The sequence below is a fragment of the Pelodictyon luteolum genome (genome assembly GCF_001622165.1).
Classification (GTDB): domain Bacteria; phylum Bacteroidota; class Chlorobiia; order Chlorobiales; family Chlorobiaceae; genus Chlorobium; species Chlorobium luteolum_B.
On record NZ_LVWG01000026.1, the window covers coordinates 1 to 20,000 of the forward strand.

18 protein-coding genes are annotated in these 20,000 nt (G+C 54.5%); 3 read left to right on the forward strand and 15 right to left on the reverse strand.

What is annotated here, in order from left to right:
• The 4 genes from A3K90_RS04660 to A3K90_RS04675 form a co-directional block, all read right to left on the reverse strand.
• A partial coding sequence (locus A3K90_RS04660; protein ID WP_303681406.1) for a hypothetical protein occupies nucleotides 1-681 on the reverse strand: 681 nt, incomplete at its 3' end.
• 10 nt (nucleotides 682-691) lie between these two features.
• On the reverse strand, nucleotides 692-2,437 hold the full coding sequence (locus A3K90_RS04665) for an ABC transporter ATP-binding protein (RefSeq protein ID WP_369690409.1): 1,746 nt from the start codon (nucleotides 2,435-2,437) through the stop codon (nucleotides 692-694).
• A 40-nt stretch (nucleotides 2,438-2,477) separates the two neighbouring features.
• Nucleotides 2,478-3,599: a GDP-mannose 4,6-dehydratase gene (gene gmd / locus A3K90_RS04670; RefSeq protein ID WP_303681408.1), complete on the reverse strand. Its 1,122-nt coding sequence runs from the start codon at nucleotides 3,597-3,599 to the stop codon at nucleotides 2,478-2,480.
• Nucleotides 3,596-4,561: a GDP-L-fucose synthase gene (locus A3K90_RS04675; RefSeq protein WP_303681409.1), complete on the reverse strand. Its 966-nt coding sequence runs from the start codon at nucleotides 4,559-4,561 to the stop codon at nucleotides 3,596-3,598. The genes gmd and A3K90_RS04675 overlap by 4 nt, the downstream gene beginning before the upstream one ends.
• Before the next feature lie 533 nt (nucleotides 4,562-5,094).
• Between A3K90_RS04675 and A3K90_RS04680 the strand changes: the two genes are divergently transcribed.
• The 3 genes from A3K90_RS04680 (at nucleotide 5,095) to A3K90_RS04690 (ending at nucleotide 8,255) form a co-directional block, all read left to right on the forward strand.
• The gene (locus tag A3K90_RS04680) at nucleotides 5,095-5,811 is read left to right on the forward strand and encodes an acyltransferase (protein WP_303681410.1); all 717 of its coding nucleotides are present in this window, start codon (nucleotides 5,095-5,097) and stop codon (nucleotides 5,809-5,811) included.
• A 45-nt stretch (nucleotides 5,812-5,856) separates the two neighbouring features.
• A protein-coding gene (locus A3K90_RS04685; RefSeq protein ID WP_303681412.1) for an IS630-like element ISCph1 family transposase occupies nucleotides 5,857-6,988 on the forward strand; the annotation gives its coding sequence in 2 pieces (ribosomal slippage) (nucleotides 5,857-6,290 and nucleotides 6,289-6,988; 1,134 coding nt in all).
• Nucleotides 6,981-8,255 (forward strand): acyltransferase family protein, encoded by a 1,275-nt coding sequence (locus tag A3K90_RS04690; protein WP_303681413.1) that lies wholly within the window; start codon nucleotides 6,981-6,983, stop codon nucleotides 8,253-8,255. Before A3K90_RS04685 ends, A3K90_RS04690 begins: the two co-directional genes overlap by 8 nt.
• A gap of 506 nt (nucleotides 8,256-8,761) precedes the next feature.
• On the opposite strand, the gene A3K90_RS04695 is transcribed toward A3K90_RS04690, so the two are convergent.
• The 11 genes from A3K90_RS04695 to A3K90_RS04745 form a co-directional block, all read right to left on the reverse strand.
• Nucleotides 8,762-9,154: a hypothetical protein gene (locus tag A3K90_RS04695; protein ID WP_303681415.1), complete on the reverse strand. Its 393-nt coding sequence runs from the start codon at nucleotides 9,152-9,154 to the stop codon at nucleotides 8,762-8,764.
• Between the two features lie 66 nt (nucleotides 9,155-9,220).
• A complete protein-coding gene (locus A3K90_RS04700) occupies nucleotides 9,221-9,667 on the reverse strand; it encodes a hypothetical protein (protein WP_303681416.1) in 447 nt (148 codons plus the stop codon).
• Nucleotides 9,668-9,673: 6 nt separating this feature from the next.
• Complete coding sequence (locus A3K90_RS04705) at nucleotides 9,674-10,081, reverse strand: helix-turn-helix transcriptional regulator (RefSeq protein ID WP_303681417.1); 408 nt, start codon at nucleotides 10,079-10,081, stop codon at nucleotides 9,674-9,676.
• A 2-nt stretch (nucleotides 10,082-10,083) separates the two neighbouring features.
• Complete coding sequence (locus A3K90_RS04710) at nucleotides 10,084-10,566, reverse strand: hypothetical protein (RefSeq protein ID WP_303681418.1); 483 nt, start codon at nucleotides 10,564-10,566, stop codon at nucleotides 10,084-10,086.
• 214 nt (nucleotides 10,567-10,780) lie between these two features.
• Nucleotides 10,781-11,545, reverse strand: a complete 765-nt coding sequence (locus tag A3K90_RS04715; RefSeq protein ID WP_303681419.1) for an Appr-1-p processing protein — start codon at nucleotides 11,543-11,545, stop codon at nucleotides 10,781-10,783.
• A 28-nt stretch (nucleotides 11,546-11,573) separates the two neighbouring features.
• The gene (locus tag A3K90_RS04720; RefSeq protein ID WP_303681420.1) at nucleotides 11,574-15,593 is read right to left on the reverse strand and encodes an NACHT domain-containing NTPase; all 4,020 of its coding nucleotides are present in this window, start codon (nucleotides 15,591-15,593) and stop codon (nucleotides 11,574-11,576) included.
• Between the two features lie 3 nt (nucleotides 15,594-15,596).
• On the reverse strand, nucleotides 15,597-16,856 hold the full coding sequence (locus A3K90_RS04725) for an ATP-binding protein (RefSeq protein ID WP_041463907.1): 1,260 nt from the start codon (nucleotides 16,854-16,856) through the stop codon (nucleotides 15,597-15,599).
• Nucleotides 16,857-17,310: 454 nt separating this feature from the next.
• The gene (locus A3K90_RS04730; protein ID WP_303681421.1) at nucleotides 17,311-18,027 is read right to left on the reverse strand and encodes an RES family NAD+ phosphorylase; all 717 of its coding nucleotides are present in this window, start codon (nucleotides 18,025-18,027) and stop codon (nucleotides 17,311-17,313) included.
• Between the two features lie 13 nt (nucleotides 18,028-18,040).
• Nucleotides 18,041-18,436 carry an MbcA/ParS/Xre antitoxin family protein gene (locus A3K90_RS04735; RefSeq protein ID WP_303681422.1) on the reverse strand — a complete coding sequence of 132 codons (396 nt, stop codon included), beginning with the start codon at nucleotides 18,434-18,436 and terminating at the stop codon, nucleotides 18,041-18,043.
• Between the two features lie 476 nt (nucleotides 18,437-18,912).
• Nucleotides 18,913-19,326, reverse strand: coding sequence for a DUF86 domain-containing protein (locus A3K90_RS04740; protein ID WP_011358541.1), 414 nt, complete (start codon nucleotides 19,324-19,326; stop codon nucleotides 18,913-18,915).
• Nucleotides 19,311-19,712, reverse strand: coding sequence for a nucleotidyltransferase domain-containing protein (locus A3K90_RS04745; protein WP_011358542.1), 402 nt, complete (start codon nucleotides 19,710-19,712; stop codon nucleotides 19,311-19,313). Before A3K90_RS04745 ends, A3K90_RS04740 begins: the two co-directional genes overlap by 16 nt.
• Nucleotides 19,713-20,000: the final 288 nt, after the last annotated feature.

The following is a 20,000-nucleotide window of genomic DNA, read 5'->3' on the forward strand; positions in this document are numbered from 1 at the left end:
AGTCACCAAAAAGAATTCAAATAGGGTATCAAGATATGCCTCGGAAGCTCCCGATACCCCTACATGCACTGGAACAGTCGGAGTCACCCGGATTCCAAGTTCATTATGTGCACGCATTTTAAAGGCGTGAGAATCCGTGAGCAAAACATCCGTCGGGCGCATATACATCTTTAACAGTGCCAACTCTCGTTCAAAGCCATCTGACCGCCCTGCTGACATCTCTTGATCACCCAAGCGAAAATGGATAATCGTGTATTCAGCATCGACAAACGCCCCCAGTTTCCTGACAAGCTCATCACAGGGCTGAAGCAGCTTTCGGGCGAAGCTTTTCGCTTCTGGCGACACACGCCTCGGCCATCGCCCTCCTCCGTTCGTACTTAAGGAAATCTTGTCATGCCCATCAAAGGAGTTTGACAGATACCTATCAATTGCTAAAAATGAATCGAAAACGACAAAATCAACATCCTCCTGACGCTGCCTATCCACCAGTATAGAAGGCTCCGGGCACAGGTACCCTTCAATCGGATGACTCCTGATGTCAACTTGAATCCCCCACCCCCTCCTCCAGGACACTTCCTTTAAATTCACCAACCCTCTTAATTGGTCTCCTATCCCCCAGGTGCTTTCATCTGACATATTCCGGGCCTTCTGAGCCCAAACATGAACAACGGTTTTCTTCATACATCAACCATCAGTTACGATTTGCGACCATGTTTTCATACGACCCATTGGCAATTATGGCTCCGTTTTTCAGTTCAACAACGGTATCGCAACCCTTAAGCGTAGTCAAACGGTGTGCAATGATGAGTATTGTCAGGTCTTTGCTGAGTTCCTCAATGGACTTCATGACGGCGCTCTCCGTTTCGCTGTCAAGCGCACTTGTTGCCTCATCAAAAATAACCACATCTGCCCGCTTATAAAGCGCCCTTGCGATACCAATGCGTTGCCGCTGACCGCCTGAAAGTCTAATGCCCCGTTCACCCACAAAGGTATCGTACTTGTTAGGCCACGATTCAATCAGATCGGCTATCTGAGCCTGCTGCGCAGCAGATGTAACACGCTCGTGGTTAATCATTACTTTCGGAACACCAAATGCGATGTTTTCTGCAATTGAACTGTCAGCAAGAAATACAGCTTGCGGTACATGCGCAATACGGCGTTGCCATGACCGCTGATTTTGCTCATTGACGATTACGCCATCAACCTCCAGTACTCCCTCCGTTGGGAACAGGAGGCCCATCAGGATGTCCAGAAGTGTACTTTTGCCGCTACCTGTAGCCCCGATGATTCCCATTCTGGCCCCCTTAGGAATTCCTAGGGTTATGTTATGCAGAACCAGAGGACTTTCCAGAGCGTACCGGAATGAAAGATTACGCATCATTATCTCGCGCCTAAAAGGTAACGCCCGCTCATCACCTGTGCCGAGGGAGGCAGGAAGTGGCTGGTCCAGCAACTCCAGAACATCCTTGAAGGATGCTGCCGACCCCTGAAGAAACGACCACTCCCGGAACAACTGCTGCAGAACAGGCAAGATGCGTTGTGCACCGATAGCCATAGCCCCCAAGATAGGCAGAGCTCGTGCAAATCCATCCGGTTGCCCGGTAAGCCAATAAGCGAGAGCCGCCACAATAATCATTCCGGTAGCCTCGATTCCGAATCGGGGGCTGATACCGGTGAACTGATTATTCCCCTGAGCTCTCAGTAAAGGACGTACTGACTTGCCGTAATAATCGCAGTATACCGCCTGATTGCCGTCAATAAGCAAGTCACGGATTCCACCCAATCCCTCCTGAAGCAATTTGACAACATTACTTGATTCTCTAGCAATCAAGCGGCTGTTTGATTTCAGCCGGCCACGCGCAAAGAACACGATTATGGCATAAATGAGCCCAACCCCGCCGAAGGCCAACAATGAAATAATCGGCGCTATGACAATCAATGTCGCCATGAGCGCAAATAGCATGATTACTGACGTGATCATGCCAATCGCAGGAATAATACCATCAAAAATCACCTTTACGGCTTTTGAAGATACCGCATTAATGATTTCACTGCTGTTCCTTGAAACGTGGACAGAGTAGGGCTGGTAGAGCGTCCGTCTGAACAGGGAGATACTCAGGTCCGCACCTGTTGCGAATGATACCCGCACATTGGCCCAGATCTGCAACAGGCGCATGCCGCCCGAGACCAATGCCGCCACGCCAAAAGCCAAGGTAAAGGGCAGTATCAGGCCCTTCGGCGTCGTGATGCCAAACGCCGTAATCAGCAGATGAATGCGGGGATTCGTAAATAGACGTTCAGGATCGGTCAGAACGGCGAGAAAAGGAAGGACGGCGCCAAGACTGAAAATCTCTGCGAAGGACGTAAAGATGGTCAGGACAAGCAATAATACGAACTGCCGTTTTCTTCGCGGCTCAAAATGATGCCAGAGCCGCATCAGAAGAACAAATATGCCGTCGTCAGAATGAGCCAATCGATCAGCCCTCCCGGGTGATTGCCTGCCCGTACCCGTTGTCATTCAGGAACGCATGCCGCCTTGCCTGATCGAGGTCACAGGCCACCATCTCGTCGATCATCTCGTCGAGTGCGACCTCAGGGATCCACCCCAGATCGGCCTTCGCTTTCGACGGATCGCCAAGCAGCGTCTCCACCTCGGAGGGGCGAAAGTAACGGGGGTCAATGCGAACAATTGGCTTGTCCATGGAGCAGAGTATGGATTGCCGCGCTTCGCTCGCAATGACGGGGTAGCCAACCTCTTCTTTGCCATTACCCTCCCAGCGGATGGTGATGCCGAGCTTGGCAGCAGCCTTCTCGATGAACTCCCGCACACTGTACTGCACGCCCGTAGCAATCACATAGTCCTTCGGCTCGTCCTGCTGCAGCATCATCCACTGCATCCGTACGTAGTCCTTGGCATGCCCCCAGTCCCGCTTCGCATCTAAGTTGCCGATAAAGAGGCACTCCTCAAGTCCCTGGCTGATGTTGGCAAGCGCGCGGGTAATCTTACGCGTCACAAAAGTCTCCCCGCGCCGGGGTGACTCATGATTGAAGAGGATTCCGTTGCAGGCATACATTCCATATGCCTCTCGGTAGTTCACCGTAATCCAGTAGGCATAGAGCTTGGCCACGGCATAGGGGCTCCTTGGATAGAACGGCGTCGTCTCCCGCTGGGGGATTTCCTGTACCAGTCCATACAATTCACTGGTGCTTGCCTGATAGAACCGGGTAGTCTTTTCGAGCCCCAGAAAGCGGATAGCCTCCAGCAAGCGCAACGTCCCAAGAGCATCGACGTCAGCCGTGTATTCAGGCGACTCGAAACTCACCGCCACATGGCTCTGCGCGGCAAGGTTGTAGACCTCGTCGGGCCTAGTTTCGGCGATGATGCGGGTGAGGTTGCTGCTGTCGGTGAGGTCGCCGTAGTGGAGCACCAGGTTCTGGTGGTCGATATGGGGATCCTGGTAAATGTGGTCGATCCGCTGCGTGTTGAACGAGCTGGCTCGTCGCTTGATGCCATGGACCTCGTAGCCCTTCTCGAGCAGGAGTTCGGCAAGGTAGGAGCCGTCTTGGCCCGTAATGCCGGTGATGAGCGCTTTCTTCATGTATGCGGGTAGTTCTTGATGAAATCCTGATAAGCAAACATCAGGCCTTCTTTGAGCGATACTTCTGGTGTCCAGCCGAGCCGGTTGAGCCTTGAGCTGTCCATGAGCTTGCGCGGAGTGCCGTCCGGCTTGGTCGTATCGAAGTCGATCTGGCCCTGATAACCGGTTGTTTCCGCTATGGCTTCAGCCAGTTCCCTGATGGTAAGGTCTTCGCCACAGCCTACATTGATATGGCTCAGCATGGGCTCTGTGTGCTCAGCATAGAGTACCTTATCCAGATGCATGACATGGAGACAGGCTGAGGCCATATCGTCGACGTAGAGGAACTCCCGCCTAGGCGTTCCCGTACCCCAGATGGCAACACTCGGAGCACCGCCGGCCTTGGCCTCATGGAAGCGGCGGATCAGTGCCGGGATGACATGGCTGTTTTCGGGATGGTAGTTGTCGCCCGGGCCATAGAGATTGGTAGGCATTACGCTGCGGTAATCGGTGCCGTACTGGCGGTTGTAGCTCTCGCAGAGCTTGATGCCGGCGATCTTCGCTATAGCGTAGGGCTCGTTGGTAGGCTCAAGCGGTCCGGAAAGGAGGGCATCCTCACGCATGGGTTGCGTGGCCAGTTTGGGATAGATGCAGCTGGACCCGAGGAACAGCAGTCTCTGCACACCACTACGGTACGCCGCATCAATGACATTCGCTTCGATCATCAGGTTCCGGAATATGAACTCTGCCGGAAAAGTGTTGTTGGCGTGGATACCCCCAACTTTGGCCGCCGCCAGGTAGACCCCGTCCGGCCGCTCATATGCAAAAAAATCCCGCACAGCCCGCTGGTCAGTGAGATCAAGCTCCGAACTGGTACGGGTGATAATGCAGGATTCGGGGATACCCGCCGCACGGAGGGCCCGCCATATTGCCGAACCGACCATACCGCGATGACCCGCGATATAAACTCTTTGAGAAGACATTAATAACTACTCTGTCAATAAGAACCCATACGGCTTCGCCGCCCTAACTCACGGCTTCAATCCTACCACATGAGCAAGGGAACGCATGACCACTTAACAAATACAGGTGGGTAATATACTGAAAATACCCTAAGATCCCCTTATCGTGACCCGCTCAAAACATACTCCTCCGTGCGTCATGAAACGACACACAAAATACCTCTCCTACCGATCCATCTTACACCCGCTCCAGATACAACCGGAGCGCTCTGCGCCCCATATATCATCCAAAGGAGTGCTTTGATTATCGTTCAGCATCTCGCTTCCGTTTTAGCTTGGATATTCTCCTCAGGCACCTCCCGTATTGCAGTGACATAAAGTTCAACAAGCTCCAGAGAATGTTACCTATTACAAAGTGAGACCCGTGTCGACGCCGCGGATATGAACAATACACTTAAATATAATTATATTGACGCTTTGCATCACGCCAAACGCTTAATTGCAATTCTTTTACGCCATCGAATTCCCCAATCAATCCAAGAGTACCCCCTAAAGTGAAAGCGTACCGCTTAGAAATTGACGGCTTACGAGCTCTTGCCGTCATACCCGTTATTCTATTTCATGCGGGATTTGACGCCATGAGCGGCGGCTTTGTCGGGGTGGATGTGTTTTTTGTGATTAGTGGCTATTTGATTACATCTATCCTTATTGAGGAGATTGAAAACGATCACTTCAGCATCATTGACTTTTATGAGCGAAGAGCGCGACGTATTTTGCCGCCACTTTTCGCCGTGACTCTTGTAACGACTCCTGCGGTCTTTCTTCTCCTGTCACCCGAGGCTATCGTCGATTATGGCAAATCACTGCTCAGCCTGTCCGTATTCGCTTCGAACGTCTATTTCGCATTAACAGGAGGATACTTTGCCAATAATGTTGCGGCAAAGCCATTATTGCATACATGGAGCTTATCTGTTGAAGAACAGTTCTATCTTTTTTTCCCGCTACTCATGTTGGTATGGAAGTCCCAGAGCAAAAATGCCCAACTCTCCATAATCTCATTGCTGTCGCTGATCAGTTTTCTCATCTCAGTGGTTTTGGTCACGATGTACCCGCGCATAGCATTTTTTGGCATTCCTTCTAGAGCATGGGAACTCGGTATTGGAGCTGTCATTGCAACCTTGATGGTTCAAAACAAAATACCGCCACCCTTTCTTAAAGCACCGCTAGCCTTCATAGGTCTAGTGTCACGTCACGCATGTAAAGTCGCATAAATAGCCGTATATTGTTCTTCATAATCAACCATAGGAGGATTGAATATGAAGAAGTACAAAGTCACCCTGACCGAGGAAGAACGACAAGAGCTTGATGCTCTGAGCAGTAAAGGAAAACACGCAGCACAAACTGTTTTGAATGCATTGATCCTGCTGGCCTGTGATGAGGGGAAATTCCAGAAAGAGCGGTCAATCAATGAAGACATTGCACGGGTGCTGAACGTCAGCATGAAGACGATTGACCGGGTAAAAAAGCGATTCGTGGAAGAAGGCCTCAGCATGGCCCTTACCGGTAAGCCATCCACACGGGTATATAGTCGAAAAGCCGACGGAGATCTGGAAGCACACCTGGTAGCCTTGAGTTGCTCGGAACCACCGGAAGGGCATCTGCGCTGGACCTTGAGGTTGCTTGCCGATAAGGCGGTAGAGCTAAACTATGTAGAGAATATCTCTTACGAAACCGTACGCAGGACGTTAAAAAAACGTCCTTAAACCATGGAAGCAAGTCGGCTGGGTGATTCCACCACAGCATGATGGCAATTTCGTAGCTCATATGGAGATGGTGCTGGATACCTATAAGCAGCCCTATGACCCTCTGTATCCCGTGGTCTGTATGGATGAATCGCCCAAGCAGTTGATAGCCGAAACGAGAATTCCGGTACCGGCACGACCCGGCCAGCTGGCCCGATATGATTACGAATACAGCCGGAAAGGCACGTGTAATATTTTCATCGCCAATGAACCGTTAGTCGGAAAACGAATGGTCAGGGTGACCTCCAGCAGGAAAAAGGATGACTGGGCGCGGTTCCTTGCAGAGATTGCCGGTAAGTACAAGCATGCAGAACGGATTACGCTGGTGATGGACAACCTCAATACGCATCAGCCCGGCTCATTATATCAGGCCTTTAAGGCGCAGGAAGCAAAGGCGTTACTTGACCGGTTCGAATTTGTCTACACCCCGAAACACGGAAGTTGGCTCAATATGGCAGAGATCGAGCTGCGAGTTCTTTCAGGCCAGTGCCTGAACCGGCGCATTGACACAATCACAGAAGTTCGCTCAGAAGTCATGGCCTGGGAGAAAGAACGGAACAATCTGAACGCAATAATCAACTGGCGCTTCACCACGGATAAGGCCCGAATCAAGCTCAAACACCTTTATCCGTCAGTTGATGCGTGACATGACACTAGCTGGATTATTGATTTCATATTTTGTGATTAATCCTTCCGATATGATGCCGGGCGTTATCGCTCTCCTACCTGTATTAAGCACCGCACTAATAATAATGTGCGCTGATCATGAATCCTCAGTAGCAAAGATCCTGTCACATAAGTATCTCGTTTTAATAGGTTTGATGTCTTACTCTTTATACTTATGGCATCAACCCGTACTTGCCCTGTATAAAGATATCATTGAACCCCATCCTACAGCATTATCCATTGCGATCATATTGGTGCTCATTTTCATACTCTCGTACCTCAGCTGGAAATTTGTAGAACAACCATTCAGAAATAAATCCCGAGTCAGACAGAAGCAGATATTTGTACTTTCGGTAATCGGATTAATTTTCACAGCTACCCTTGGTGCAGTTTCAATACTAAACAATGGCTTTATACACCGCTTCCCCGTATACAAAGCTGTCAAGCAGACGCTCGCTTGGCCCGACGAGCTCAACAAGTGCGACGACTGTAGCCGAAAATACGGCAATAATCAATACTGTTTGATCTACGATTCAACCAACGAGCCGACCGACATACTGATTGGCGATTCTCATGCCAATCATTTTTTCCTAGGATTAAGCGCTGAGCTAGGCAAGACCGACAGAAACCTTCTCATGATCGGAGCCGGAGGATGCCCGCCCCTTATTGATATCGATATGGGATATAACCTTGATCATGGCGGGAAGCTACAATGCATGAAGAGAACGAATGCGCTGTATAAGAGGTTGCTCTCCTGCAAGACGGCTGACAGGATTTTTCTGGCATTTTCGGAAAACACACTGTTTGATTTGACACTGGACTTCACTGACTCAAGGGGTGAAATAGATTTCAGCATCGACCGTGAAAATGCAGTTAGACTTGCGCTGATGCGAACGGTTGAACTTGCCGCCAATAACGGGAAAACAGTGTATATCATCGAAGATTTACCAGACACTACATTTCCCGACTTTGAAAAGTCCCTTCTCCGTAGTAACGACTATACATCCAGCCTGCGTGCGCTTAAAATGAAAAGCAACAACCAACAGTATCAAGCATTGCTTTCCTATCTGCAGGAGCATGGCATCAGAGTACTCCGGACACATCACCTGTTATACCGGTTTCCATTTACTGACAGGGAACAGCTCTTATACCGAGACGGAACACATCTATCAAGAGAAGGATCACGCTTCGTTGGCGAAGGCATGGCATTGCAGTTACGCACCAATAAAATGATGACGGGGCGATGACGGAGCCTTATTTGGGAAAACAACAACGACAACGATTGATGCATAGAGTGCCCCCCCGAAGCACAGCCTTGCGGGCTCCCTTGAGAATGGAACACAAAGACTTAATGCGGTTAATCATAATACCGGACCACCGAACCACCAATCGCGTCAAGGAGGCTCCCACTGTGACGATTTCCTCGCACTCCGCCACGCCATATACGGTGCCGAGATTTGACATATGCGCTCCATCGCAAGCGGCTACGTGACCACTCCGGACTTCGGCTGCTACTGACGTATAGAACAGCCGGGGTCCGGCCCCGTATGCAGCATCACTTAAAGCCACACCGGACTTTTGGCTGCTCTTACGTAAGGAACAGCCGGGGTCCCGCCCAGTCACGCGGCAACACCAAAGCTCCACCGGACTTTTGGCTGCTCTTACGTAAGGAAGGTGTTAGCGGGCGTGAGGGTGAGCTACAAAGAGGGATAAAAGAACGGCAGGGTGTGGAGGCGAAAACCTCCATGCTTCATCAGATCACAGAAATACGGCCAACATCGATTTGCAAAGTATCGGCCAACTCTTCACAGGACAGCAGCTGCGTTCCCTCTGTTATGACCTTCTCAACCCGAGATTCCTGCAACACATTGAGTCTCAACAGCTCAATCAACTCATTGGGAAAAAAGGATGCATTTAATACCGGGCGAGACACCCCATCACCTTCATCCCTCAAATAGAGCCTGTACACGAAGTCATGTTGAGGAACCTGACCTTCAGGCTTTATCATCGGATCTTTCTTGTGCAATGGAACCTGCTCGATATCAACGACCACTGTGAGCTTCTCATCCAGCGTTGTCGTCTGTATAGAGAGACGCTGGAGATAGCTGTTATCGTCAAACATCACATCCACAACAGGTTGCGTCATAGTAGCAGATGAATGAAGAAACCGTGACTCGTGTAAACGCTCGTCATTGAACAATCACAACCCCAATCACCCGCCAACCGATGGCTTATTAGCCTCCATTATGGCGGGAACATAGGCCTTGGGATCGACAATCGGCAAAGGAACACGCTCAAGAAATGAACCGGCCCCCTTGACGAGCAAAGCCCCCCTGGTCGTCGAAATTGCCAGGGAAATCACCGTGGCATAGAAATCGGGAGGAACGTCCACAACAGCTCCCGTATGGCTATCGACCTCAAGCCCTTCTGTGCTGAATAAGGATTCAGCAACCATGGTAGCACACCTGACCTGATCCAATGAGCGCTGCACGCCAATGCCGACCTTGACGATGAGAGCGGAAGACTCATGGCTGACACCGACAGAGGTTTCAAAATCAAATGATTCGTTCTCACCCAAAGGCTCTTCTGGAGCCTTGAACGAAAATGCGGTAATCCTGAACCCCGAAAACTGAAACCCTATGTTCTTCTTCTGTTCCATCAAGGCTTATCCGGCTATGGAGTAATCATGATACAAGACTGCACGGGCGCCTCCGCCGGCACGGGCAGACTTCGTTGTATAACCCTCAAGTGATGAGGTTGCAGGAAATTGAAACTGAGGCACAACAACCTTGTAGATAAAAGCCTTCCCTTCGTAAGGGATCGAAAAGATATCCTGGCCGAGAGCGACCTCGAACTCCACCATGGTCTTGAGGGTCGGATTAGCAGAACCCGACAGGACTCTACTGACATAGGATTCTTTTTTCCCCAGCTGTTCAGCCAACTGACGCTGACTCATCCCGCCCCTCTCCATAAGGTCGTGCAGGCGGACGGCAAACTCACCCTGCCGTCTGACATACTTTTTCGTCAGTGGTGACACCCCCTCGAGGGCTTTTTTCAAACATGATGGTTTCATAATCAATCCTCCCCTGAAAAGACAAGATCCCCGCTAATAAGCCCGGTATCGGGATCAATATGGATTTCACCGGTTTTCTGTCGCGCCGCCACCCTGGCATCGACTTCCTGCAAGAAGGCAACCGCCTCACGCAATACCGGATTCTCTTGATAGGTTCTTGTTGTCTTTACCCCTCCATACCCGACAATAAGAAGAGCACTTGACCAACGAAGGCAATACAGCCTGAGCTTTCCGTTCCCGTAATGCAACGCCTCAACCGAATCCCGTATCGAGCCCTCCTTTTTGAAGAACTGCTCCCTGAAACCGAGGCGCTCAACCATATCATCCAAACGCGTCACGAGAGCACGATACTCAGAAGCAGCCCGTACCTCCTCACTTTCCAGAAACCGATCAAACTCCGTCTTCTCCTGCCCGGACACCTGTACTGCGTACAACGAACCGCGCAGGCCATTCTCAACCGGCGTGATCTGGAACCCGGGATTCACTTATAAGTTAAGCTTTAATTCAAATAAACCACAACAAATCGGAGCCTGCCTGCAAGAATGATGATTTCGGAAGACATTGAACCGCCGCCACCTCCCCCACTAAACTGCCTTATCATCTCAAGATTACCCTATTTTCCTCTATCAAAAAAAAAGAAACAAGCACCGGCATCACACAGGCGCCCATCATGCCCCCCCCTCAATTGCAGGGCTCAATTCAGACTCCACACTGCACGGCGGAACATACCGCCTTCCCATCAAGCCAACCCTTATATACCAGAACGTCAACCGCCTTTCTGATCTGACGCTCCCGGAACTGCTCCTTCCGCTTCCCCCAGGCATACACGCCCTTGACGACATCATCCAGAGAGGCAACATCCTGCTGGCTGGCCACCCAGTGCACCCTCGACAGGAGCTCAAGACCGAAGGAAGACTCAAAACCCTCCACAAGGCGCCCGACCCTGTCCAAACGCTCCCGCGTAGCCGCTTCCCCCTCAAGAAAACGCCGGGCATCATCCAATGCTCCGCTCATCAACGAAAGTGGCTTATCAGGCTGATCACCCCCATCATCATACCCCGAAATCCTATGCCCTTCGAGCGCCTTGAGCACATGACGAAGGTTCTCTGCATAGGGGCCGTAATGCCCTTTGGTGAATGACAGCCGTAGCGGTTCCCCGCTCACCTGCATGAAGTACATCAGTTTATGCACCTCGAGAAGCGAGATAAACGGATCCAGCAAACCATCCCTATAGCGCGCCATCAAACAAAGCAGCGCTGCTCGCCCGGCGGTCATCTTCGGAACATCCCGGGTATCGTTGTTGCAACGAACGGCATTCGGATCTTCGGCAGGCTCAAACACGAACACACGAATCCCCTCGACGTCATGAAACGCCTCCTCGATCAATTCAAGCGCCCTGAAGGCGGCGCGAGAGTTCAGAGACGCCGCTCCTGCGGCGCGCGAATTGCGACAGAGGCCTCGCATCGCTTTAAACTGCGGTGCGGGGCTTTTTTTATCCGGGCCACGAAACGTCGAGGACGAAGACCTCTGTGCGCTCTTCCGACCTCCCGGCAGTGAAGGCTTCGAGCCGCTCCTGCAGTTCTCTGGGCGAGCGGGGCTTTTTGCCTCCGTCCCGCGGCGGGGGTTGCTCCCGTCCGCCGGTCCAGAGTACGAGATAGATGGCCCGTCCGCCGGTCATGGCCGGGGCGGTATAGCGGGGGAGCTGGCTTGTGGGGGCAGTCCAGAGCTCCCGGTGCCAGTCGCCCTTGATCTCGACGGGGATGGCGATCCTGTTTTTGAAGGAGATGCGGATGGCGGCCCGTTTGTCGCCTGCGTGGTCGACCTCCGGTTCGCTCGCTATGCCCCGCGGCTGCAGGCGCTGTCGCAGTATTCCGAGGAGGGCGTCGCGGCAGCTCTGTTCGCACTTGTGGCGGTTGTTGTTCGCCGCTTCCGTCCAGAACTGCCGGTAGATGTCGCTGTTGCTTTGGCGGATGTCGGCGGCGACATGACCGAGCTGGTCGAGCACGATTGCCAGAAGGTCTTCGGGGTCGGCGGGCGCGCCGTTCTCGAGGACGGCGGCCACATCGGCGAGGGGCGGGATGGTGCGGACGCTTTCGCGTATGGCGGCGGTAGCCTTGTGCCTGCTCATCTGCAGGTGCGTTCGGAATTTCTGCAGCGCGGCGAGGGCGAGCAGGCGATCGATTTCGTGGAGGCTCTCCTCTGTTCCCCTGGCGGCAAGTTCGCTGATGAGGCTTTTGACCTGGTCGCCAAGCTCCATCGACTCTGTTATGGTACCACCGCCAAGCGGCCACTCCGGAGAAGCGAACGGGGCCTGCAGCTCGATGAGCTTCGAGAGTGTTTCGGGGCTGAGTTGAAGGTCGACCTGCAGTTCGCTGAAGCCCCGGCTGGTGAAGCTTGCTATGTGCCGCACGCGCTGCCAGGTTTCTCCGGCAAAATCCCACAGCGGTAGTTCATAGCGTTGGGGCTCAAGCAGCATGCCGGCAAGCAGGTAGTAGATTTTTTGGCCGGGTTCGAGGGATTTGAGGGCGAGCTTGCGGGCTATGATGGCCGGCAGATCGGTCGGGGCGTATTTCAGGGCCGATTTCAGAAACGTGCCGAGATGGGCGAGGTGCGGGGCCCTGCAGCGGGTCGGGAAGTTCTCGAGCAGGGTCGGGGCAGCGATGGCGGCTACTTTTTTCCAAAGAGGATCATTGCCGAGTTCATGGATGCCGTCGATATGCATCTTGCGGGCCTTGAGCTGTGCGCCGACGAGCCGGGTGAGGATCCCGGCGACAAGCCGGGGTTTCGAGGCTGCAAGGTGGGCGAACCAGCCGGGGGTTTCTCCGGCACCGTTGACAAGGCGGAAGCAGATCATGCTTTCGAGAGTCTCGTCCGGGAGGAGATCGACGGCCTTCGGCTCTTCATCCCAGAGCAACTGCATGCCGAGCAGGCAGGCTTCGCCAATGCTGAAGGTCTCCTGCCGGGCCGAGTGCTTGATGATCTCGGCGGGCGTCGGCAGGTCGTTTCTTGTGATACAGGATTTCATGCCGCTTTCGGCAGCCCGGACTACCTCCTCGTCGTTGGTGCAATAGCTCCTGAACCGTTCCTCCGGTGAACTGCCGGCAATGTCGCTGAAGCGTCCGTTCCAGATCGATGCCAGTGTGGCCAAAAGCCCCATCGGCGCCGTACCGTTTGCTATCTCGTCGAGCTTTGCGGCAAGCTGTGAAGAGCGTTCCCGCTTGATCTTTTCCGGGTCGCGCAGCTCTCTTTCGGGTGATGATGCCGCAAGGATCCGGGCGCCGGGAATCGGGCAGCTGAGGAAGGCTCTCAGCCACTCCTGTTTCACCGGGTCCGTGCCTCGCCATTCGAAGAGCATCTCAAGCGTGAGTCCTTCCTGTCCCTTCCGGAAGAGTGAGCGGACGGCTGACTGAAGGTGTTCTCGTGCGAGGATGTCGTTTTGTTCCCGGCTGATCTGCAGGAAGTGCCAGAGCCCGAGGGTTCGGGGTTCGGCTGCTGCGCGAAGGATCTGCCCGCAGGCGTGGAGGGCATAGGCCGGCGAGGGTTCTTTCCTGCTTCGCTCAAAGCAGAGCTGCAGGAGCGCGAAGTACCGCTGCGGGCGCTTCTCGAGCCATCCGGCAACGCTCTGGTGGAACTCCGGGTTGTGGGGCCGCTGGCCGAACTCGTCGGTTCCGAGGCGGAGCCAGCTGAAAAGGATGTCGTCGGAAACATCGTCTCCATGGGTTTCGAGGGCACGGGTGACGAGCGTTGCCTGCATGTCATGGGTTTCCCATTCCGTTTTGTCGAGGGCTTGCAGCCGGGGGTTCCGGCTGAGCTCGTCGAGCACCCGGGGGAGATCCCCCTCCGGTACCTTCCTCGGGAACTCGTAGCGCCAGAAGAAGCGGTACATCCCGCTGATCCGCTCGTCGCTCCGGTGGAAGTGCCGCAGCGCTTCGAGGGTGCCCAGCTTCTCCGGGAAGAGACGGTGGAGCAGTATTCCCGCAAGTTCGTTGAAAGGGTCGGTGATGGTTCCTTCCGTGAAATCGGTGAGGATTTCAATGGCATCTTCAGTCGCTGCGCCGCAGTCCATCCAGGCCTCAAGTGCAAGTTTGCGTACCCGTTCCCATCGGGAGCCATCGGCGACAAGGCTTTTGAGCGCATCGCCGAGTCCGCTGCGGGCTATTGAGGTGCGGAGCGCTTTGAGGAGGAATATGGTATAGGTCTGTGTGGCGTCATCCCGCCCGGGATCCTCCAGGCCGTCCAGGTAAGTGTCGCGCAGGTCGGGATCAAACAGGGACCAGAGTGTTTCGATGTTTCCCGGTTCCCGGAGAATGGTCGGGTTGTCCCGGAATGCCGCATGGATTTCCTGCAGGAGCAGTTTTTTGTCATCCGTTCCCATAGCCCGGGGGTCGCCGTAGAGCGCAACAGAGAGTGGATCGCTCCGGATCATGGAGGTCCGGGCTGTATGCGTTTCAGTCGCCAGCCATCCATACAGGCCCCTGAGGCCGTCGACGGCCTTGCCGTCCCGGCCGCACATAAGGTTGAACACCCGCTTCAGCGGCAGCCCGTGTCTGTCTATCTCTTTTCCGATCCAGCGGGCGCCAAGGTATTCGGCAACGCTGCGGTGCGTCGGTTCGAGGCGCTCCTCCCGGCCTGCGGCGGGTACGAACAGCCTGCTTCCCAGTGCGGCTTCGGCTGACGGCATGTCTTTTGGCTGGAGTTTCCCGATGGTCGGAAAATGCTCGTTTTCGACTGACGGGTCAAGAGCGACGCCCTGCTTGCCGGCGAAGAGGAGCGTGGCCAGGATCTGGCCGGCGGCCCGAAGCAGTTGTTCTGTTTCATGCCGGTGCTGCCGGTGCCGGTCGCGATGGCTTTTGTTTCCTTCCTGGGCAAGCTTCCCGCAGGCGAACTCGTAGGTCTCTTTCCGGTTCGCCGGCCAGGATTTTCCATCCAGGGCCTCGGCGATGAGCTGCAGGGTCTGCGGGTTCCGGAGCAGGGCTTCGATGCCGTAGGTTTTGGCTTTTTCGATGAGTGCCTTGCCGTCGCTTCTGTTGAAGTTGTCGCCGAGGATCTGAAGGATGTTCTCTTCATTCAACGGCTCAAGCACGTAGAGGGGGAGCCGGGCGTCGGGAGATGCGCTGATGATCGCTTCTTTGTCTGATTGTCCGTACCAGTCTGTTGCCCGGCATGAGATCCTGAAATTCGGAGAGCCGAGTTGCCGGAGTTTCCGGTGAATCTGGTAGAGTATGGCCTGTTGATTGGTGCCGGTACTGCGGTTTTCATCCAGCCCGTCAAGGAAGAGCGTTCGGTTTTTCCACCCGCTCTCGGGGTCGGCGGAGATGAACCGGGCGATCGGAATGAGGATGCCCTCAGTTGCATCCGCTTCCATTCTGAACGCACTGCTTTTGCCTGCGCCGGGCTCTCCGAGGAGTACCCATGCAGGGATGGATCGCAATGCGTCAAGGTTGACCGGCTCCGCGTTTGGCTGCCCTTCAGGATCCGGAGCAATCGGTATTGCCGTGCGTTGGACAAGCATGGCTCAGTTCAGCAGGGTTTCGACGGGCTGCAGAAGGAAGTCCGCAAGAGCGATGCCTCCGTTTCCGATGACGACCGGCCTGGCGTTCCGGAAGGTTTCTGCGAATGCCTGCAGGCCTTTGGGGGTCCTGTAGTTTTCACCGCTTTTGACCTCTATGGCCAGGAGCGTGTCGGCGTGGCTCACGACGAAGTCGACTTCATGGGGCCCGTTGCGCCAGTAGAAGAGGCTGGTACCTTCGGGTTTGTTGTTGATGAGGTGGCTGCCGACGGCGCTTTCGACCAGCCGTCCCCAGTAGGAGCGGTCTTTCCTTGCCTGTTCGAAGGTATAGGTCGCCTGGGCTGAAATGAGCGCCGTGTTGTGGACGTTGAGTTTCGGCGCGGAGGCGCGTTTGCGGTGCTCCTGGCCCGCGTATTTCTGCAGGCCGGTCAACAGGCCGGCTTCCGAGAGCAGGTGCAGGTAGTGCGACAGGGTGACGGTATTGCCGGCGTCCTGGAGTTCTCCCTGCAGTTTCGTCAGGGAGATGATCTGGGCGGAGTATGCTCCGCATCCGAGCTCAAAGAGGTTTTTCAGGAGCGCCGGCTTGTCGACCCGCCGCATTTGGAGGATGTCGTTGTTGATGGTCGGCATGATCAGCGAGTCGTGGATATACTGCCGCCAGCGTGCTTCATTCGAGAGCAGTCTCGTCGATCCGGGATAGCCGCCGAAATAAATGTATTCATCAAGGGATAGATCGAAGGCTTCCTGCATTTCAGCGTACTGCCAGTGCGACAGGCGGATGGTTTCGTACCTGCCCGCAAGACTTTCGGAAAGCCCTTTCAGCATGAGCCAGGGCGAGGAACCGAGCAGGACGACATGCATCGGGAGGCCGTTTGCGCGGTCTTCATCCCAGAGGCCCTTGACGATCTCGGACCAGCGGGGGATTTTCTGGATTTCATCGATGGCAAGGACGTGGTGGCGTCCCGGTGGCAAGTCCAGGGTTGCGCTTCTGGCCTTTGACCATTGTTCCACGAGCCATTTGCCTGTCGGCCTGGCTCCGGGTTCCTGGCCGGTTGCCGGGCTGCTTCCCCTGAGCGGGTCGGCAGGGCGGGTCAGCGGCTGGTCGGTCGCGATGAAGGTAGAGTGGTGCCCCTCGAGGGCTTTTCTCACAAGGGTGGTCTTGCCGACCTGGCGCGGTCCGGCAACGACGATCATGAACGCCGGGGGCTCCTCGAGCCGTGCCCGGAGCGTTGCCAGATGCGGGCGCTGGTATGGTGTGCTTGCCATTGTATGATTATGAGTTAATTTACTCACTATTATACAATAAATGTTTTCCTGTCGCAAGCACCCGGCCGGTAGCACCTCCAAACGAAACCATGATCGCGTTCATCAAGGAAAGCATCGAGAATCAGGTCGCCATCTTAAGATGAGCCTCGGAGACCTCTTTCCCAAGAGTTTTCGGGAAGAGCATGCGACTCGCAACCTCAACACAGGCACCCTCCTCCTTCAATCAAACGCAGCCATCAACCCCCGGTCTCCACACGGTGGCGAAACCTGACCAAACCCCCGCCAGGCAAGGGCTTCGATTTTCACCGAACCGGCACGTCAGCCCCTCCACGAACAGCGGGGAAACCCTCCGCCGCACTCCTCTCTTCCACTCCATGTGCTGCGCGATGGTCTATGCGCGCCTCTTTGCCGAACCTGCAGATGAGTTTCCTGTGCTACCCACAGCTTCCCCCCTCTATGAAAAACCGGCGACGTCCAACGTAACCCACGCCACCCCAGGCTGCTTCTCCACCACTATTTCCGAGCCCTCCAGCCGGTAGGTCAGGTAGCAGTAGTGCCTGGGGGCGGAGAGTACGTCGGGATTGAAGATCGCCACATTTTCCCCTGCGGGTCTGCGGACAGATTGCCTCAGTAGGCCGGGATGGCCCTCCCGGTGGATCCTTGCCCCTACCGACCGGCAAAAGGCGTAGTCCGACGGATGCAGGAGAGCGGGATAGGTAACGGCTGCTTTTCGGAAATCCAGCAGCGCCGCGCTGCATGCCACCGAGTACACCCTGCGCTCAGCGATTACCGCCATCCGTTCGAAACCGGCATCACCGAGCAAGCCCCGATACCAGTGGCAGGCCGACTCATAAACCGTCGTCTCGACCGACTCCGAACCGTACCATACGCCGTAGGCACCATCAGAAAACCGGCTGGCCTGCCAACGCCGGAACGGCCACATGATGGCGCTGAACCATTCGGCATCCTCGAAGGGGCGGTCGATAACGGGCGCAGGCGAGCGGTAGGGCGGCGGCTTGGTGTCACCTTCCACCCGTTGCGCCAGCACCCACTCTGCAGGATCGTCGGTAAGATCATCGAACAGGTCCTGCGGGTGCACGAGGGAAACGACGTTTCGGGCGACGTCCCCGTGGAAGTCGGCGAGCGCGAGCCGGGCAAAGAGGGAGTTCATGGCTCTGCCCGGCTCAAAGGCCCCGTGCGCGGTCCAGATGCCCGCGCACCATCAGGAGGCCCGCAAACCCCCACTCCTTAATGACATCAACCGGAGTCAAATTGTCGAACGCCTTATTGCGGGTGGTCATCCAGCGGTATGCCAACTCCCTGTTCTGCGGAAAAAGAAGCCGCAGGTTCTTGTGGATACCCAACAGGTGGCCCACGCGCTCGTACTGGTCACGGCCGGTGCCGATCGGCTTGCCGCTGCGGTAGTTTGACAGCGCGGCCCTGTTGCTGGCGGCGATGCCCAGCAGCGCCGCCTGATCCTCGGTACTCAGCTTCCAATGCCCGAGCAGGACCATGACCATTTTGGCCAGGGCGCCACGGTCTTCCGACGCCCTCACTTCACGCTCTGCTACGGCTCCCATGGCTCATCTCCTTGTTCTGGGTTGGGGTTCTCTTAGACTTGAGTATAGCGAGCCGTTTTCAAACAAACAAATATTGTTTTTACCACAACAGATACTCCGCTCCACTCAACGGTCATATTGACGCGTTGCCAAAATCAGCAAGTTCAATACCCGCATACTTCCGATAGCAGCAATCTACGGCGGCAATACCTCAGGCAAGACCAACTTCTTCAAGGCACTGAACTTCGCCAGAACGCTCATCGTCAAAGGGATACAGCCCGACAGTCCGATCCCCGTTGAAACCTTTCGCCTCGACAACACAAGCGACACCCGGCTCCGGTCTCCGTTATCCGTGAATGGTAAACCGTTTGCGTTTGTGCCAACAGCTCAACTCGTCACGCGTCACTCGTCACCGCGCGCAACGCATCCGGTCACCGGTCACCGGTCACTGCGCGAAGCGCATCCGTCTAATCTGTGGGCAACAAGAAAAGATAATCTCATCCTCGGAGTAACAGCACCTCCTCAGCAAAAGCCTTGAAATCAACGAGATGATGTCGAGCGATAGCGTGAACAATCGCCCAGTCGATAGCATCATAATTGTGGACAGTCAGATTGCGGAAGCCAACCGCTTTTTTCATTCTCACACAAAGTTCAGGGCCAATGACTCCCAGCTCTTCCAGCAATTCAAAACTCTGCCCCATAGTCACAGGTGAAGGAAGATCGGATTCAGAAAGCACATGATTGGCAATATCGACACAAAGCTGCACAGCACGTGTCAAGTTGAGGGAAACAATATCCTGTGCGTCATAGTCCCGGGCAAGGGTTACCGCAACCTCGGGGCAGCGCCCTTCAACCCTGCCTATGGCTCGACGCAGGGACTCGAGCTTCTGTTCGATCAGGCTCCAATCCATCGCCTCCTCCTCTCTTCCAGCACCCTCTGACGGATAGGCAGAAAATCAGCACGGTCAATCTGGTACCGGGTAAGTAGGGCCGCAGAAAGCGAATTTGAACCGATAATCCTTCGACCTTTGGCAAAGATTTGCTCCATAACTGGCAGACCTGCTGTCTTCATATCAACCAAATCCACTGGGCGACCGATCTGCAATGCCAACTCCTCGATCAGCTGAATTTTTTCTTCTGCAGTGATCGGCCGGCCAGCATAGACTGCAAGATCGAGATCACTCTCAGGCCCTGCCGTTCCATCAGCCATCGAGCCAAAAAGAATAGCAAGTGTAATCCCGGAATGAGCCCGAAGCACATCCCTGACCTGCTGATCGACATTCTGTTTCGTTTCCATATACACCCCAAACAATCTATTCATAGTAACATACAAACTAATCGCAGAAATTCGCATAATCCGCAGACAGTCAAAAACCAATCAGTGAAAATCAGCGCAATCAGTGGGCAACAACAAAAGTCAAAAGTAAAAAGGCAGGCACCTACTCTGCCAGCAGGTGCTCAAGCCGGCCAAGAAGGTAAATGGCTGCCGCCCGCCACCGCTTTTTGCCATAAGCTTCTGCCGTAAAGGTTTCAGCGAACTGACCCTGACTGCCAGCGAAGCTTGTTAGAGGACATCAGAAGGAAT

What these genes read in the sequence shown, in the direction of transcription:
- A3K90_RS04665 (WP_369690409.1), bottom strand. Translation starts at nt 2,437, where the DNA reads ATGCGGCTCTGGCATCATTTTGAGCCGCGAAGAAAACGGCAGTTCGTA.
- gmd (WP_303681408.1), bottom strand. Translation starts at nt 3,599, where the DNA reads ATGAAGAAAGCGCTCATCACCGGCATTACGGGCCAAGACGGCTCCTAC.
- A3K90_RS04675 (WP_303681409.1), bottom strand. Translation starts at nt 4,561, where the DNA reads ATGTCTTCTCAAAGAGTTTATATCGCGGGTCATCGCGGTATGGTCGGT.
- A3K90_RS04690 (WP_303681413.1), top strand. Translation starts at nt 6,981, where the DNA reads ATGCGTGACATGACACTAGCTGGATTATTGATTTCATATTTTGTGATT.
- A3K90_RS04695 (WP_303681415.1), bottom strand. Translation starts at nt 9,154, where the DNA reads ATGACGCAACCTGTTGTGGATGTGATGTTTGACGATAACAGCTATCTC.
- A3K90_RS04700 (WP_303681416.1), bottom strand. Translation starts at nt 9,667, where the DNA reads ATGGAACAGAAGAAGAACATAGGGTTTCAGTTTTCGGGGTTCAGGATT.
- A3K90_RS04705 (WP_303681417.1), bottom strand. Translation starts at nt 10,081, where the DNA reads ATGAAACCATCATGTTTGAAAAAAGCCCTCGAGGGGGTGTCACCACTG.
- A3K90_RS04715 (WP_303681419.1), bottom strand. Translation starts at nt 11,545, where the DNA reads ATGCGAGGCCTCTGTCGCAATTCGCGCGCCGCAGGAGCGGCGTCTCTG.
- A3K90_RS04720 (WP_303681420.1), bottom strand. Translation starts at nt 15,593, where the DNA reads ATGCTTGTCCAACGCACGGCAATACCGATTGCTCCGGATCCTGAAGGG.
- A3K90_RS04725 (WP_041463907.1), bottom strand. Translation starts at nt 16,856, where the DNA reads ATGGCAAGCACACCATACCAGCGCCCGCATCTGGCAACGCTCCGGGCA.
- A3K90_RS04730 (WP_303681421.1), bottom strand. Translation starts at nt 18,027, where the DNA reads ATGAACTCCCTCTTTGCCCGGCTCGCGCTCGCCGACTTCCACGGGGAC.
- A3K90_RS04735 (WP_303681422.1), bottom strand. Translation starts at nt 18,436, where the DNA reads ATGGGAGCCGTAGCAGAGCGTGAAGTGAGGGCGTCGGAAGACCGTGGC.
- A3K90_RS04740 (WP_011358541.1), bottom strand. Translation starts at nt 19,326, where the DNA reads ATGGATTGGAGCCTGATCGAACAGAAGCTCGAGTCCCTGCGTCGAGCC.
- A3K90_RS04745 (WP_011358542.1), bottom strand. Translation starts at nt 19,712, where the DNA reads ATGGAAACGAAACAGAATGTCGATCAGCAGGTCAGGGATGTGCTTCGG.